At 47.0% G+C, this 14,823-nt stretch carries 12 protein-coding genes and 1 tRNA gene; 5 read left to right on the plus strand and 8 right to left on the minus strand.

What is annotated here, in order from left to right:
- Positions 1 to 3 precede the first annotated feature (3 nt).
- Together dapE and prmB are read left to right on the plus strand one after the other, a co-directional pair.
- Complete coding sequence (dapE, locus tag VC159_RS08235; protein WP_323473291.1) at positions 4 to 1,155, plus strand: succinyl-diaminopimelate desuccinylase; 1,152 nt, start codon at positions 4 to 6, stop codon at positions 1,153 to 1,155.
- Positions 1,156 to 1,216: 61 nt separating this feature from the next.
- Positions 1,217 to 2,113, plus strand: a complete 897-nt coding sequence (gene prmB, locus VC159_RS08240; RefSeq protein ID WP_215359516.1) for a 50S ribosomal protein L3 N(5)-glutamine methyltransferase — start codon at positions 1,217 to 1,219, stop codon at positions 2,111 to 2,113.
- 24 nt (positions 2,114 to 2,137) lie between these two features.
- Here the strand turns inward: prmB and radA are convergent, their stop codons facing one another.
- The 3 genes from radA to VC159_RS08255 are packed head-to-tail and all read right to left on the minus strand — an operon-like array spanning position 2,138 to position 5,889.
- On the minus strand, positions 2,138 to 3,502 hold the full coding sequence (radA, locus tag VC159_RS08245) for a DNA repair protein RadA (protein WP_215359514.1): 1,365 nt from the start codon (positions 3,500 to 3,502) through the stop codon (positions 2,138 to 2,140).
- A gap of 39 nt (positions 3,503 to 3,541) precedes the next feature.
- The gene (locus tag VC159_RS08250; RefSeq protein ID WP_251367773.1) at positions 3,542 to 4,003 is read right to left on the minus strand and encodes a hypothetical protein; all 462 of its coding nucleotides are present in this window, start codon (positions 4,001 to 4,003) and stop codon (positions 3,542 to 3,544) included.
- Positions 4,004 to 4,047: 44 nt separating this feature from the next.
- Positions 4,048 to 5,889 (minus strand): potassium transporter Kup, encoded by a 1,842-nt coding sequence (locus VC159_RS08255; RefSeq protein WP_416350444.1) that lies wholly within the window; start codon positions 5,887 to 5,889, stop codon positions 4,048 to 4,050.
- A 257-nt stretch (positions 5,890 to 6,146) separates the two neighbouring features.
- Between VC159_RS08255 and VC159_RS08260 the strand changes: the two genes are divergently transcribed.
- A tRNA-Met gene (locus VC159_RS08260) sits at positions 6,147 to 6,223 on the plus strand.
- Between the two features lie 98 nt (positions 6,224 to 6,321).
- On the opposite strand, the gene VC159_RS08265 is transcribed toward VC159_RS08260, so the two are convergent.
- From VC159_RS08265 to VC159_RS08285, 5 genes are read right to left on the minus strand one after another with little or no spacing between them, the layout of a single operon-like run.
- A complete protein-coding gene (locus VC159_RS08265; RefSeq protein WP_215359508.1) occupies positions 6,322 to 6,693 on the minus strand; it encodes a glycine zipper family protein in 372 nt (123 codons plus the stop codon).
- A gap of 23 nt (positions 6,694 to 6,716) precedes the next feature.
- Positions 6,717 to 9,140 carry a DNA internalization-related competence protein ComEC/Rec2 gene (locus tag VC159_RS08270; RefSeq protein WP_323473292.1) on the minus strand — a complete coding sequence of 808 codons (2,424 nt, stop codon included), beginning with the start codon at positions 9,138 to 9,140 and terminating at the stop codon, positions 6,717 to 6,719.
- Between the two features lie 55 nt (positions 9,141 to 9,195).
- A complete protein-coding gene (locus VC159_RS08275; RefSeq protein WP_215360324.1) occupies positions 9,196 to 10,032 on the minus strand; it encodes a TatD family hydrolase in 837 nt (278 codons plus the stop codon).
- A gap of 11 nt (positions 10,033 to 10,043) precedes the next feature.
- The gene (locus VC159_RS08280; RefSeq protein WP_323473294.1) at positions 10,044 to 10,754 is read right to left on the minus strand and encodes an ABC transporter ATP-binding protein; all 711 of its coding nucleotides are present in this window, start codon (positions 10,752 to 10,754) and stop codon (positions 10,044 to 10,046) included.
- A complete protein-coding gene (locus VC159_RS08285) occupies positions 10,747 to 12,009 on the minus strand; it encodes a lipoprotein-releasing ABC transporter permease subunit (protein ID WP_323473295.1) in 1,263 nt (420 codons plus the stop codon). Before VC159_RS08285 ends, VC159_RS08280 begins: the two co-directional genes overlap by 8 nt.
- 67 nt (positions 12,010 to 12,076) lie before the next feature.
- On the opposite strand from VC159_RS08285, the gene VC159_RS08290 reads away from it, so the two are divergent.
- Positions 12,077 to 13,036: a hypothetical protein gene (locus tag VC159_RS08290; RefSeq protein WP_323473296.1), complete on the plus strand. Its 960-nt coding sequence runs from the start codon at positions 12,077 to 12,079 to the stop codon at positions 13,034 to 13,036.
- A gap of 18 nt (positions 13,037 to 13,054) precedes the next feature.
- Positions 13,055 to 14,815 carry a single-stranded-DNA-specific exonuclease RecJ gene (gene recJ, locus VC159_RS08295; RefSeq protein WP_215359500.1) on the plus strand — a complete coding sequence of 587 codons (1,761 nt, stop codon included), beginning with the start codon at positions 13,055 to 13,057 and terminating at the stop codon, positions 14,813 to 14,815.
- Positions 14,816 to 14,823: the final 8 nt, after the last annotated feature.

The raw sequence follows: 14,823 nt of genomic DNA on the forward strand, positions 1-14,823 counted from the left end.
TTCATGAGCGCCACACTTGAGCTCACCGAAGCTCTCATCTCCTGTCATTCCGTAACCCCGGCTGATGGTGGCTGCCAAGATTTAATCGCTAAGCGCCTACAAGCGATTGGCTTTCATACTGAGAGTGTGGTGAGTGGCCCTGAAAATTTCCAGGTAACCAACTTGTGGGCAATCAAAAAAGGTAAAGCAGGCGATCAAGGCAAGGTCTTAGTATTTGCTGGTCATACCGATGTGGTGCCCACAGGCCCACTAGAGAAATGGACAAATAATCCTTTTACACCAACCATTCGTGATGGCATGCTCTACGGTCGTGGCGCTGCGGATATGAAAACCTCACTCGCTGGCTTTGTAGTGGCGACGGAAGAATTTGTAACCGCACACCCAGATCACGAAGGCTCTATTGCATTCTTGATTACCAGTGATGAAGAAGGTCCTGCTAATGATGGCACAATGATCATGTGCGACCGCCTGCAAAAACAAGGTCAGCGCTTGGATTACTGCGTGATCGGTGAACCAACTTCAGTCGATCAACTAGGCGACATGATTAAAAACGGTCGTCGTGGATCTCTGTCTGGCAAGCTCAAGGTAAAAGGTATTCAGGCGCATATCGCCTACCCTCACCTAGGCAAGAACCCAATTCATCTTTCTGCACCAGCAATTTCTGCATTAGTAGAAACCGAGTGGGATAAAGGCAATGAATATTTCCAACCTACAAGCTTTCAGATTTCGAATGTACATGCTGGCACTGGCGCGAATAACGTCATTCCTGGTGAATTGACAATTGACTTTAACTTTCGCTTCTCTACCGAGAGCAAGCCAGAACAGCTTCGCGAGCGTCTTGAGGACATCCTCAAAAATGCTGGTCTCGACTTTGAGATTGACTGGGTATTGGGTGGCAGCCCATTCATTACAGGCGACGGCGCATTAGCTGGTGCACTCCGCACAGCAATCAAAGCAGAAACCAAGATTGATACAGAGCTCTCCACCACTGGCGGTACGAGTGATGGCCGCTTCATCGCCAAGATCTGCAAAGAAGTTGTGGAGTTTGGGCCGCTTAATGCGACTAGCCACAAAATCGATGAGTGTGTGATCGTCAATGATGTAGTGCCACTCAAAAATATCTATCGCAAGACTCTCGAGCAGTTAATTGCCTAAGCACTTAGTTGCCTAGTCGCTTAATTGCGTGCCGCCCTTTTCTCAAAAGACCTCTTCCATCATGGACCCTGAGCCTCAGCAACAAATTACAGTTAACCAGTGCATCGATCAGATTGCACAAAAGCTTGACGCAGCTAATCTGCATTACGGCCATGGGGCAATTGATGCGCAAAGCGAAGCCTTGTGGCTTGTCAGCAAACAACTTGATCTCAGCCCTACAGAAGCCCTTGATCACTTAGATGACACTATTTCAGCAGAGCTCCAACAACAAGCAGCAGTCGTTGCAGATATCAGAATCTCTACTCGCAAGCCACTTGCATACATCCTAGGTGAAGCCTGGCTCATGGGCGTGCCTTTTTTCTGCAGCGAGCAAAGCATTGTTCCTCGCTCTTGGATTGCAGAGCTTATTGTTGATGGCTCGCTAGAGCCTTGGCTACCAGCTGATGGCAAAGCACTGGATCTTTGTACCGGCAACGGTTCCTTAGCTATTCTCCTAGCTCTTTCATGTCCAGATATTCATGTGAGTGCTTGCGATATCAGCATGCCTGCACTGTCCGTAGCGGCACGCAACGTGGATCGTCATAGCCTGAACTCTCAAGTTGAGCTATTGAATGGCGATCTTTGGGATGCATTGCCAGAACCTAATGAAGATAACCTCTTTGATCTCATCATCTGCAACCCACCATATGTAAATGCCACTTCAATGAATGCATTACCAGCGGAATATCATGCTGAGCCAGAACTTGCCTTGGCTGGTGGTGACGATGGCATGGATATCATTAGACGCATCATTGCTTCAGCGCCAGACTACCTATCCGAGCGTGGCGCTATCTTGCTTGAGATTGGCAATGAGTATGAGAACTTCAAAAAGGCTTTCCCGCAAATTCCAGCAATCTGGATGGAAGTATCTGCCGGCGAAGAGCAAGTCTTGCTGATTCAAGCTGAAGACTTGCGCTAAGCAAGTGAAAACTTAGCTAAGAAATTAACTCAGTTCGGCCGCAGCTGCGATTGCCTGATCAATTCGCTCCACCGGAATTACTTTCAACCCTGGAATCTTGGTCTTGGGCATATTTGCCTTCGGAATGATGGCTACTGTAAAGCCTAACTTAGCCGCCTCTTTCAACCGCTCTTGACCGCGCGGACAAGGACGAATCTCTCCCGCCAAACCAACCTCACCAAAGACTATCAACTCTTTTGGCAATGCACGATTACGAATTGAAGACTGTATGGCTAGCAAAACAGCTAAGTCAGCAGCAGGCTCAGAAATTTTGACGCCACCAACAGCATTTAAGAAAACATCTTGATCAAAACAAGCGACGCCAGCATGGCGGTGCAAAACAGCCAAGAGCATTGCTAGACGTGCCTGCTCCAAACCAACGGCTAAGCGACGTGGATTTGGCACGTGCGCCGTATCAACTAGCGCTTGAATTTCAACCAAGAGAGGTCTGCTGCCTTCTTGCGTAACCAATACGCAGGCACCTGGAACCATTTGCTCGTGTTGCGACAAGAATATTGCGGAAGGATTAGTAACGCCACGAAGACCCTTCTCGGTCATCGCAAATACACCCAACTCATTGACTGCACCAAAACGATTCTTAATGGAGCGCACTAGACGGAAAGAAGAATGGGTGTCGCCCTCAAAATACAAAACGGTATCCACAATATGCTCGAGCACTCGAGGGCCAGCCAAATGTCCGTCTTTAGTGACGTGGCCGACCATCAATACGCAGATTCCACTGGATTTTGCGGCTCTAGTTAATTGCGCAGCACATTCACGCACCTGAGCCACTGAGCCTGGAGCGGAACTCAACACTTCTGAATACAAAGTCTGGATCGAATCCACCACCAATACTTGTGGCTTGACGGTATCCATAATAGAAATGAGCTTTTCTAATTGGATCTCTGCTAGCACTTCAAGTTGCGGGGCATCCAGTGCAATCCGTTTTGCACGTAATGCAATTTGCGCAGCAGACTCTTCACCGCTGCTATAGAGCACGTTCATACCAGCAGCACTCATCTCAGCCAAGGCCTGTAATAGCAATGTGGATTTGCCAATGCCGGGATCGCCGCCGAGTAACACAACACCACCCGGCACCAAGCCTCCGCCGAGCACCCGATCAAACTCTTCAACACCCGTACTAAATCTAGGTAAATCCTCTGCAGTAATCGCAGATAACTTTTGTCTTGGTAGAGATTGCGCCAAACCCTGAAAACGAGAATTAGAAGTGGTTTCTGGTAAACCTTCTTCTAAGGTATTCCAAGCCTGACAAGATGGGCATTGTCCCTGCCATTTAGCAGAAGTGCCGCCACATGACTGGCAGATATAAACCGTTTTGACTTTAGCCAAGGATTGCCTAATTAAATAAAAAAGTAAATTGGAGAAAAATTAATCGAGCTGTGTGCCCGCTTTATTTTCTTGAGCGCGCTTAGGGGCATCCTTACGACGCTGCTCTAAGTCTGCCGCTCTTGCTGCTGCATCTTTTTGCTTTTGCTCATACTCTCGCTGGTTAGCCTCTCGCTCAGCAGCTTTTTCTGGTGAAGCACGCTCGGCTGCACGCTTAATATCTTCTTGATTCTTGAGGCTTTCACGTAGTTTGCGCTGCACTTCATGCAAAGCCACCTCTTGCTCACGAATAGGATCGATTTCTTTTCGATATTGGGCTCGCGCATCCTTAATACAACTATTAACCCAATAATTTTGGTAGCACTCAGAAGATGCTTTACCCCAGCGATACTTAGACCACTCGCGCTGAAGCTCTAACTCTTGCTCAATCCTATCTAATTGCTCGAGCTCAGCCTCTTCCGCGGGAGTAGCTAACGCAACCCCACTCAAGGAAGTGACCAACAAAAATATTGAAATGAATATCTTTGAGCGAAGAGAGAGACTATTTCTCAAATCTCGACCTTTGCGCCTAATTCAACCAAACGATTTGCAGGAATCTTGAAGAAATCCGACTGACGTCCAGCATTTTGATACATCCAGCAGAATAATTTTTCACGCCACAAGGCCATCCCCGGAATCTCGGTAGAAACAATCGTGTCACGCGATAAGAAGAATGAGGTATTCATCAAATCAAACTTTAGATCGGATGACTTCTCAATCAACTCAATAATCTGTCCCATATCTGGGGTTTCATTAAATCCATACACAGCACGAACTACATAAATGCCATTACCAAGGTCACGCAAAGTAATACGCTCACTATCTTTTACGTAAGGCACATCCCAAATACTGACCTTTAAGAAAAATACCCTCTCATGCAGTACATGGTTATGTTTAAGGTTGTGCAGGAATGAGACCGGCAAATAATCTACGTGTGCCGTCAAGAATATGGCTGTGCCCTCTACGCGATGCGGAGGATGCATCATCAATGAATCGATGAAACTCTTTAGCTCAATACCATTGTTCATGGCATTTTGACGCAGTATCTTGCGCCCTTGGAACCAAGTCATTAAGAACATGAAGCAAACAGCACCCAAAAGTAATGGGAACCATCCACCTTCCATGATCTTTAAAAGATTAGCCGTCAAGAAAGCCAAGTCCACAATCAAGAATGCGCTTATTACTAAGGTTACAAAGAGAGTATTCCAGCGCCACACCACACGCATGACGATTGCCGCCAAGAATGTAGTCACAATCATGGTGGTAGTAACCGCGATACCGTAGGCAGCCGCCAGGTTCTCAGACTTTTTAAATGCTAAAACAACGGCGATAACGAGAACCAACAGCACCCAATTCACAAGCGGCATATAGATCTGGCCAATTTCTCTATCAGATGTATGGCGAATCTTCATGCGCGGTACAAAGCCCAACAAAATTGCTTGGCTCGTCATTGAAAAAGCGCCTGAGATCACTGCTTGAGAGGCAATAACCGTTGCCGCTGTAGCCAATATAACCAAAGGAAATACTAAAAATTCGGGCACCATCAAAAAGAATGGATTAGTGATGGTTTCAGGGTTACTTAAGAACATTGCCCCCTGACCGAAATAGTTCAAGAGCAAACAAGGCATCACAATAAAAAACCAACCCATACGTATTGGCTTAAGTCCAAAGTGACCCATATCAGCATACAGAGCTTCAGCACCAGTCAATACCAAGAAGACTGCACCCAAAACAATAAAGCCCTGCAAGGAATGTTCAATTAAGAATTGAATAGCATGCAGTGGATTAATGGCTGCAAAAATAGCAGGGTTCTGAATGACTTGATGCACGCCCATGAGCCCGATAGCAATAAACCAGACCATCATGATTGGACCAAATAGCTTTCCCACTAGATCGGTGCCTGTCTTCTGAATAAAAAAGAGAATCACCAAAATAAAAATCGTGATTGGTATGACAAAACGGGTTAAGTCGCTTGATATCACTTCAAGACCTTCAACCGCAGATAAAACTGAAATCGCAGGGGTGATGATTGCGTCGCCGTAGAACATGCATGCGCCAAATACACCGGCCATGATGATCAACAAGGAACGCTTTGAATTTGCAGGCGCAGTTCTTAATGCAAGTGCCATCAGAGCCAAAATACCGCCCTCGCCATGATTGTTTGCGCGCATCACGAATAAAACATACTTCAGTGAAACCACAATCGCAAAAGCCCAAAACACCATTGAGATAACGCCATAAACTGCATCAGGAGAAAAGGGGATGCCATGCTCAGGGCTAAAACATTCTTTTAATGCATATAGAGGGCTGGTACCAATATCGCCAAAGACCACGCCAATCGCCGCGAACATAAGAGAGATAGAGGCACCCTTCTTATGCGGATGGTCCTCTCGAGAAATCTCTACGGGCCTTAGTAAGGATGACTCTGAAAACTCTGGATTGCTAACTGACATTAATAAGCCTTAACGTGATGTTGCGTGGCAATATGTTACTCCTTGCCGGCACTCATTAAAACGAGAATTTCTTCAATAAAACGCCTTATTTATGCGTTATTTGCATGAATACCTCGACAGAGACCCCCAAAAAATGGTAGAATTTCAGCTTCAGACGCGGGGTGGAGCAGTCTGGCAGCTCGTCGGGCTCATAACCCGAAGGTCGTAGGTTCAAATCCTGCCCCCGCAACCAAGATTGATGCTCTAAGCCCTTATTTTTAAGGGCTTTTTGCTTTTCTGGGAATTAAAAAAGCCCGATTTCTCGGGCTTTTTAGCTATTTCCGAGTGGGTTTAGTTCAAAACCCTGTATCCACGACCACTCAAACACCTCTTTACAACAGCCTCTTGTGCTTGATTACCGGTAAAAGCACCGCCAGCACCGCCAATCACAGCACCTGCACCAGCGGCCTGCACAATGCCCGTTTTATTCCCGCCAGTGACAAGTCCCAACAAGCCACCCACCACTGCTCCAGCACCAGCACCCTTAGCAGCAGTCTCACCCATACCCGATTGTTGTTGGGCATAAGCCTGGCACTCACTTAAATCCTTTTCATATGCAGACTCATTGACACCCTTCATGTCCACCAGGGGGCGCACGTTCGCACCGGCGCAACCAACTGTGATGGCGACAACCAGAGTACATAGAGTAAGTAGCTTATTCATTTGCAGAATCCTTTCCTTCAATTTCACATCAACCGATGCCATAGTCGTTTTATATCATGCCTCAAAAACTGTGTCGAAGACTTTGCGTTATTTTTAAACAACCAAGTCTGGGCACCTGTTTCTGGAGTCTGATAAAACGGAATTCCAAGACCTCGATAACGTGCCGTCACATCTGGATGTGGATGGCCATAGCGATTACGATAGCCATTTTGGGCAAATGCCTGATTGGGCTCTAGTTGCTTTAGAAGCGCCAAAGAAGAGGATGTTTTGCTGCCATGATGTGGTGACATAAAAATCAACTCCCTGGCGCCAATTTCTTGCAACATTTTTTCATCTAAGCGCTCAGTAATTTCAGCTTCACCCTGCCTCTCAACATCGCCTGTTAACCAAAGGGAGCTTTGCTGATTGCGCACCTCAAGTACGCAACTCATCTCGTTCGGTTTACCAGGGTATTGATCGGCAAATATAGTTTCTTCATGGGGATGCCAAATTACAAATTCCACACCATCCCACTCCCAGCGCTGACCAAAACGACATGGGATAGCGGGTATTTTCCTTGCTTGCAAATTCTGGAGCAGCGGATTGGTACTGGGTAATGAACCCATCATAGAATCAAACTGAATCTGTTTTAGCAAGCTTGCAGCACCGCCAATGTGATCGCTATCACTATGACTGATCACCATGCGATCAATGCGATCGATTCCTCGTCCACGTAAATAAGGAAGAATCACTCGTTGCCCTGCATCATCTTTCTTGCCTTGAATGGGCCCCGTGTCATAGAGCAATCTTCTATTGGCAGTTTCAATAAGTACTGCAGTGCCTTGTCCAATATCCAAAACAATCGCCCTAAATTCCCCTTGATTAAGAGTTGAATTGAGTTGAGTTGGCCAAACAAATAAAGGCACTAATAAGGTGATGGCAAGCAATCTCCACTTCCATGTTTCACCAATATCACCAGGGCGAATGGCATACACAATTCCACACCCAGATATCACCAACATCCACCACGCTGGTTGCCTTGACCAAATTACCGACCAACTCCAGCCCGCCATCCACTCCAGGATGGCAGCCAGATATTCCATGGATGCATGAGCCGGCAATAACAACCAACGTCCAATAAATTCAGGGAGCAAGGCTCCAGCGATTGCGAGTGGCGTCACGATATAACTCACTAGCGGAATAGCAAATGCATTAGCCAATGGCGAAACAATGGAGACTTGATAAAACCAAAATAAAGTAAACGGTAACAATGCCAATGTAACAACGGTTTGTACACGGCATGCCTCTCGCAAAGCATGCGACATGCGCTGCATCCAATGCACTTCCAGCTCTTTCCCATTGGGGATGCCCAATAAGCCAGAGGAGTCGCCCATGGCATAAAGGATGGCAGCCACTGCGCCAAAAGATAACCAAAAGCCTGGTGTATAGGGAGCCATTGGATCAATCAACAATACAAAAGCTAAGGCCCACCACCAAATATCAAAAGATCTTGGATTTCTGCCGGTCCACAATGCAAATGCCACTACGCCAACCATATACATTGTTCTTTGTGCCGGAATCTGAAAACCCGCTAACCACGCATAAATAAATGCTGTCGCAAATCCCGATACCGCCGCTACCTTGCTCACTGGCGCAATGAGGGGCCATGTACGCCGACGCCAAATAAAAGCAGCTAATGAAGCACCAATACCTGCCAACATGGTTACATGTAGTCCCGATATTGAAATGAGATGTCCAATTCCTGTTGCATTAAATACTTGCCAGTCATCTTGATTAATCGCATTTTGATCCCCCATCACCAATGCAATCAATACACCTACATATCTCGCATCCTCCGACAACATTGACCGTATCTTTTTGCGCAAGTGCCAGCGCGCAAGCTCCATACGCAATTCAAACTCATCCCAAGCAATATCTCTATCGATCAATAACTCACCCGATCGGACTGAACCACTAGAGCCAAAGTCTTGATGAAAAGACCAGCGCTCAAAATCAAACGTATGAGGGTTTAGAGAGCCATAGGGTCGCTTGAGCTTTGCCTTAAACCTCCAACGCTGACCAGGAATGACTTCGGGAATGTCTTGAGGATTTCTCCAGGCGGGCTGCCAACTTAAATAAATACGCTTTGGAAAGCGATCAAGATTTTCTCTACCCGCGCTAGCACGATCCACCTCAAATGCAAACTTGGCACCAGATGAATTACTTTGCGGTAGTGCAGCTACCCTACCCTCAAGAGAAAATTCTTTACCCTCTAGGTCTATAAGAAGAATATTCTCTAGGCGATTTTCGGCATAGCGCGCATTCCATGCAAAGCCCATCGTAAACAGCAAGCCAATGATTGCCAGTTTTTTAGAAATGCCATAGTTACGAGAAAAACAAATTGTGAATAAATACACTACAGCTGTAGCTATGCAGGCATATAACCAATATTCGGGAACTTTCGGCAAAAAGAAAAGGAGCGATCCCCCGGCGATAAACGCCGTAATAGCTAAGCGCAATGAATTAAGGGGCTAGGTTGTGGCTAGGAATGTCTGCACATAATGCAGACCAACGCGGCAATACTTGCATGGCGTTACGCCATACGGCTGAAGCAAACTCAGCATCACTAATGCCTCGAACTAAGGCAAGCTCCTTGACAACCCGAGGTAGAAAAGCAGGCTCATTAAATACAATGCCTTCTCCCCTGAGCCATGCTGGCGGGATATCCGGCGAATCTGTTTCGGTAACGATGCTATCGAGCGGCAACTCTTTAAGTAGCCTACGGATTTGCAGCGCACGCTCATAAGTCGCTGCACCACCAAAGCCTAACTTAAAACCAAGCTCGATAAATTGCTCTGCCTGCTGAAAGCTGCCATTAAAAGCATGCGCTATTCCACTGGGGATATTACGACGACGCAACGCTTTCAGAATGGCATCTTGCGATCTACGAACATGCAAGATTACGGGTAGCTGGTATTTCTGGGCCAAATCTAATTGCGCATTGAAAAAGTATTCTTGCCGATGGGGATCTAAGTCTTCTACAAAATAATCTAGGCCAATTTCACCAACACCAACAAAGCGAGAGTCAGAAAGTGAATCAACAATATGATTCTCCAGGATTTGGATGTCACCTTCTTGAGCTTGATTGGTATATAGCGGATGTATTCCGAGGGTGTAGACCAGGCCAGGAATTTGCTGACTGTATTGATGAGATAGTGCTTTGACGGAAGCGCAGTCTGCCGCTTTTACAGCCGGCAACAGAATAGCCTTGACGTACTTATCTGAAGCTCTTTGGATAACTGCATCCAGCGAGCCTTCAAACTCAGGAGCATCTAGATGGCAATGGGTATCGATCCACATGGGATGCCCACTCATGCTGAAAATGTCTTTAATACTCCACGCTCTAAATGCAAAATACGATCACAACGTTTAGCGCGAATTGGATCATGCGTCACGATCACAAAGGCGGTACCTTGATCACGAGCGATATCAAGCATCAAATCAAATACACCATCGGCAGTTTCAGTATCGAGGTTACCCGTTGGCTCATCCGCTAGAACGCAAGCTGGATTACCAACTAAGGCGCGGGCTACCGCAACACGCTGACGCTCTCCGCCGGAGAGCTCGCCAGGAGTATGCAACTCGCGTGCAGCCAAGCCTACCGCTTTAAGCATATTGCTAGCACGATCCATAGACTCATCATTACTAAGGCCACGGATACGTAAGGGCAATGCTACATTTTCTGCAGCACTAAATTCATCCAAGAGGTGATGAAACTGATAAATAAAGCCAAGACTATGGTTGCGTAGTTGATCCAATTTTTTTACTGACAAGTCACTCAAATTAGAGCCAGCCAAAATGACTGAACCAGCACTTGGACTATCTAGGCCGCCTAATAAATGAAGTAAGGTGCTCTTGCCGGATCCAGATGACCCAACAATAGCCACCTTTTCTGAGGGAGCTACATCCAAATCAATCGCTTTCAGAACCTCAACCGCAGTAGGTCCTTGACCATAAGTCTTAGCAAGGCCTCTGGCCTTAAGCACTAACTTATCTAAATTATTCGTATCTAAGTTATTCATAGCGCAAGGCCTCCGCTGGTTGCACCTTAGCGGCACGACGACTTGGATACAGCGTAGCTAATACTGAGAGGCCAAAAGCCATTAAACCCACTGTCAGCACGTCATTTGCCCTCACGTCGGATGGCAACTCACTAATGAAATACACCTCACGTGGCAAAAACTGCACACGGAAGATCGCTTCAATCACTGGAACAATCACATCAATGTTGAGTGCAATCAATAAACCCAGCAGCACTCCAGCTAAAGAACCTAATAAACCAATTGCCAGCCCCTGAATTAAAAATATTCTCTGAATGAGTCCAGGGCTCGCACCCATCGTTCTCAAAATCGCTATGTCAGCCTGTTTCTCATTGACTGTCATCACCAAGGTAGAGACCAAGTTAAAAGCAGCCACCGCAATAATCAAAGTCAAAATGATGAACATCATTTTCTTTTCGGTCTGAACAGCTGCAAACCAATTGCGATTTGATCTTGACCAATCAGTCACCCAAAGTGCCTGAGGAACAATTGCCGCTAACTCATTAGCAACCTCAGGGGCCCGCTGCATATCATCCACCTTGACACGTAGGCCAGACGGGTCACGCAAGCGTAGTAAGGCTGCAGCATCTTTCCAATGCATGATGGCTAAAGAACTGTCATATTCATAATGACCGCTATCGACAATGCCCACTACCTGAAGCATACGCATACGCGGCATTGCACCCGCTGGCGTTAAGTCACTTTCAGGAACAATCAAGTTAATGCGATCGCCAACGTGTGCGCCAACAATCGCAGCAAGTTGTGCTCCTAGGGCAACACCAAAGCTTCCAGGCTTTAAGTCTTCAATACTTCCCGCAACAAATTGTTTAGGCAGATCGGAAACCCTGCCTTCCTCACTTGGTAAGATGCCCCGAATAGATACGCCACGCATCATGTTGTCGCGACTTAACAAACCTTGTGAACTCACCATTGGTGCTACACCAACGACGTGTGGTTGCTGCGCCACTTTCAGTGCCAGCGGCTCCCAATTTACCAACCCATCTGGAGAAATGATTTCCACATGAGAAAGGACGGACAACATGCGATCACGTACCTCCTTCTGAAAGCCATTCATGACAGAAAGCACCACAATTAGCGAGGCAACGCCTAAAGCGATGCCCGCAGTGGAAATACCAGAAATAAAGGAAAGGAAGCCATCGCGCTTACCTACCGTCTTGCGACGCTTAGATCGGGTGTAGCGCAGGCCAATTTCTAGCTCAATAGGAAGTCTCAACATACTCACAGTTTAGTGAATCACACAGGCATGCGGGCGGATTACCCAAATGCCACCTAAAATCAGGGGAATGACTGTCAATTCCACCCCTTCTAGAGCTTTGCCGCGCCGCTTTACCCTGATGCTATCTGGGGAAGATGCCTTAGATGAGCTTGAAACCAGAGATAGCCCTCAGCAAGGACTTCCTCATGAACGTTTTCTGCTGGGAGAAAAGGTGCCGCTTGCCCCCGTTTTACTTCTGGGGCAATCCAATCTAGCAGTCAACCCAAATGAAATAATTGCCTGCCTACAGCCAGTTCATCTGCATGCCACACGTGATCACCTCATTTTGATGGGACAAAGTCAGATTGATCTGACGGAAAAAGAGTCATCCGAACTTCTTAACGCAGCCCTTCCTTTTATCGAAGAAGATTTTCAGAGTGTTGTTTTATTTCAGAATCAACACTATTGGTTTATTCCTGCAGGACCTTTTGCGAGCTTAGAAAGTTACAGCGTTGATCAAGCCCATGGTCGTAATATTGACTGGTGGATGCCACGCGATTCCAAAGAAGAAGGTATCGCCAAACGATGGCGAAAACTTCAAAATGAAATCCAAATGCTTTGGCATATTGGTTCGGTTAATGAAGAACGAGCAGAGCGTAGAATGCCCAGCATTAACTCACTTTGGATTAGCGGCATTGGCAAACTCAATGATGTGCAAGTTCCAACACCATTAAAGCAATCGCAGCGCCTCTTTGGCCCGCATCCTATGCTAGCTGGCCTGGCAAAGCTATTAAGCCTTCCCCATGAAATCACTTTAGATGAGAAAAACTTAGTCGGCGCCTTTGCGTGGCTGGAGCAGCCTCAACTGGCTTGGCCACAATTAAGCGCAGCCCTGCTTGATAAACAGCTAGATGAAGTAGTCATCATCGACTTTCCAAAAGGTAAAGTGCGTGAGCGAACATTTACCGCTAAAAACCTTTCCAAAAAATCTTGGGCCTTCTGGAAAAAAGCAGAGCTGCTAACTTGGAAAGAAATTACTCAGCTATGAGTGGTGCATGAGCTTTATATGAGTCTATTTTCTCAACGCCCTTTCTCAGAACGCACTGCCACTTGGTTAGCACAGAGTGGATTACATCCATTACTAGCTCGACTCTATGCCGCAAGGGGTCTGCAATCTCCTGAAGAACTCTCGCTCGATTTAAAGCAACTACTTTCACCTGTTGAGCTCAAAAATTGCATCAGCACGGCAACACTGCTTGCAGATATTCTGGAGAAAAAAGAGCCAATGCTCATCGTTGCGGACTACGACTGCGATGGTGCGACTGCCTGCGCCGTTGGCGTACGGGGCTTACGCATGCTGGGCGGGCCTGAGACCCCAATTCAGTTTCTAGTTCCAAACCGCTTCACGATGGGCTATGGTCTGACGCCAGAGGTAGTGGAGCTAGCTGCACAACAAAACCCAAAACCGAAATACCTCATTACCGTAGATAACGGGATTGCCAGTGAAGCTGGTGTTGATCGCGCCCGTGAGTTAGGAATGGAAGTCATTGTGACCGACCATCACCTGCCCGGAGATAGCTTACCCAAGGCTTTAGCAATCGTTAATCCCAATCAACCAGGCTGCAGCTTTCCTAGTAAAGCACTTGCTGGTGTTGGCGTGATGTTTTATATGCTCGTTGCATTGCGTGCAGAACTTCGTAAGCGCGGAAAATTTACCAATGAGACTCAGCCTAAGGTAGAAAATCTTCTCGACCTCGTTGCTTTAGGAACAGTTGCGGACGTTGCTCAACTTGATCGCAATAATCGCGTATTAGTTTCCAATGGTTTAAAACGCATTCGCGCAGGTATCTCACAGCCCGGTATTCAAGCGCTGTTTCAGGCGGCAACCCGAGATCCACGCAAGGCTAATACATTTGATTTAGGTTTTGCGATTGGCCCCAGACTCAATGCTGCTGGGCGTCTAGCGGATATGACCTTAGGTATTCGCTTACTTCTTACTGATAACGCTGATGAAGCCTTAAATTTAGCTCACGAACTCGACCGCATTAATCGCGAACGCCGTGTAATTGAAACAGGCATGCAGGAAACCGCCCTCTCTCATCTTGCTGAAGATCAATTAGCGGGCACTATGGCAGAGCGCACCAGTATTTGCTTATGGAATCCAGAGTGGCATCAAGGAGTCGTTGGTATTGTTGCTTCACGCTTAAAGGAACGCTTCAATCGTCCAGCGATTGTGTTTGCGCCTGCCGATGGCAGCACGGGCGAAGAATTACGGGGCTCCGGTCGTTCACTCACTGGCTTTCATTTGAGAGATGCTTTAGATCTTGTTTCTAAACGTGAGCCTGGGCTCATTCTCAAATTTGGCGGTCATGCAATGGCTGCAGGCTTAACCATACGTAAAAGTGATTTTGAAAAGTTTGATACCTGCTTTCAGGAAGTAGCGAGCAGTCTACTCACAGATGAATTACTTGAACGTCGCCATGCACATGACGGCGCATTGGAGCTTTCTGAATTCACCCCTGAAATTGGTGACTTACTAGCCGAAGAAATCTGGGGCCAAGGCTTCCCTCAGCCGGTTTTCTATGGGGAATTTGAGATTGCCCAGCAAAGCCTCATGAAAGAAAAGCATTTGCGTCTCATGGTCCGCCCGATCGGCGATTCTGAGCTCAAAGCGAGCAATAAACCAATCACCGCTGTTTGGTTTAACCGCACACAAAGCCTGCCCGCCAAAGCCAGGCTGGCCTACCGCCTCGTGACTGACCGCTACCAAGGTCAAGCCCGCGTGCAGCTGATGATTGAAGCCCATGATGAGGGTCCTGGCAACTGAGCAGCGCC

Source organism: Polynucleobacter sp. JS-JIR-II-c23 (assembly GCF_035011225.1).
Lineage (GTDB): Bacteria > Pseudomonadota > Gammaproteobacteria > Burkholderiales > Burkholderiaceae > Polynucleobacter.

Bases quoted from the DNA above. Each gene is read 5' to 3' on its own strand.
- VC159_RS08280 (WP_323473294.1), bottom strand. From the start codon at position 10,754: ATGAATAACTTAGATACGAATAATTTAGATAAGTTAGTGCTTAAGGCC.
- VC159_RS08255 (WP_416350444.1), bottom strand. From the start codon at position 5,889: ATGTTCGCGGCGATTGGCGTGGTCTTTGGCGATATTGGTACCAGCCCT.
- VC159_RS08285 (WP_323473295.1), bottom strand. From the start codon at position 12,009: ATGTTGAGACTTCCTATTGAGCTAGAAATTGGCCTGCGCTACACCCGA.
- recJ (WP_215359500.1), top strand. From the start codon at position 13,055: ATGAGTCTATTTTCTCAACGCCCTTTCTCAGAACGCACTGCCACTTGG.
- prmB (WP_215359516.1), top strand. From the start codon at position 1,217: ATGGACCCTGAGCCTCAGCAACAAATTACAGTTAACCAGTGCATCGAT.
- VC159_RS08275 (WP_215360324.1), bottom strand. From the start codon at position 10,032: ATGTGGATCGATACCCATTGCCATCTAGATGCTCCTGAGTTTGAAGGC.
- VC159_RS08290 (WP_323473296.1), top strand. From the start codon at position 12,077: ATGACTGTCAATTCCACCCCTTCTAGAGCTTTGCCGCGCCGCTTTACC.
- dapE (WP_323473291.1), top strand. From the start codon at position 4: ATGAGCGCCACACTTGAGCTCACCGAAGCTCTCATCTCCTGTCATTCC.
- VC159_RS08265 (WP_215359508.1), bottom strand. From the start codon at position 6,693: ATGAATAAGCTACTTACTCTATGTACTCTGGTTGTCGCCATCACAGTT.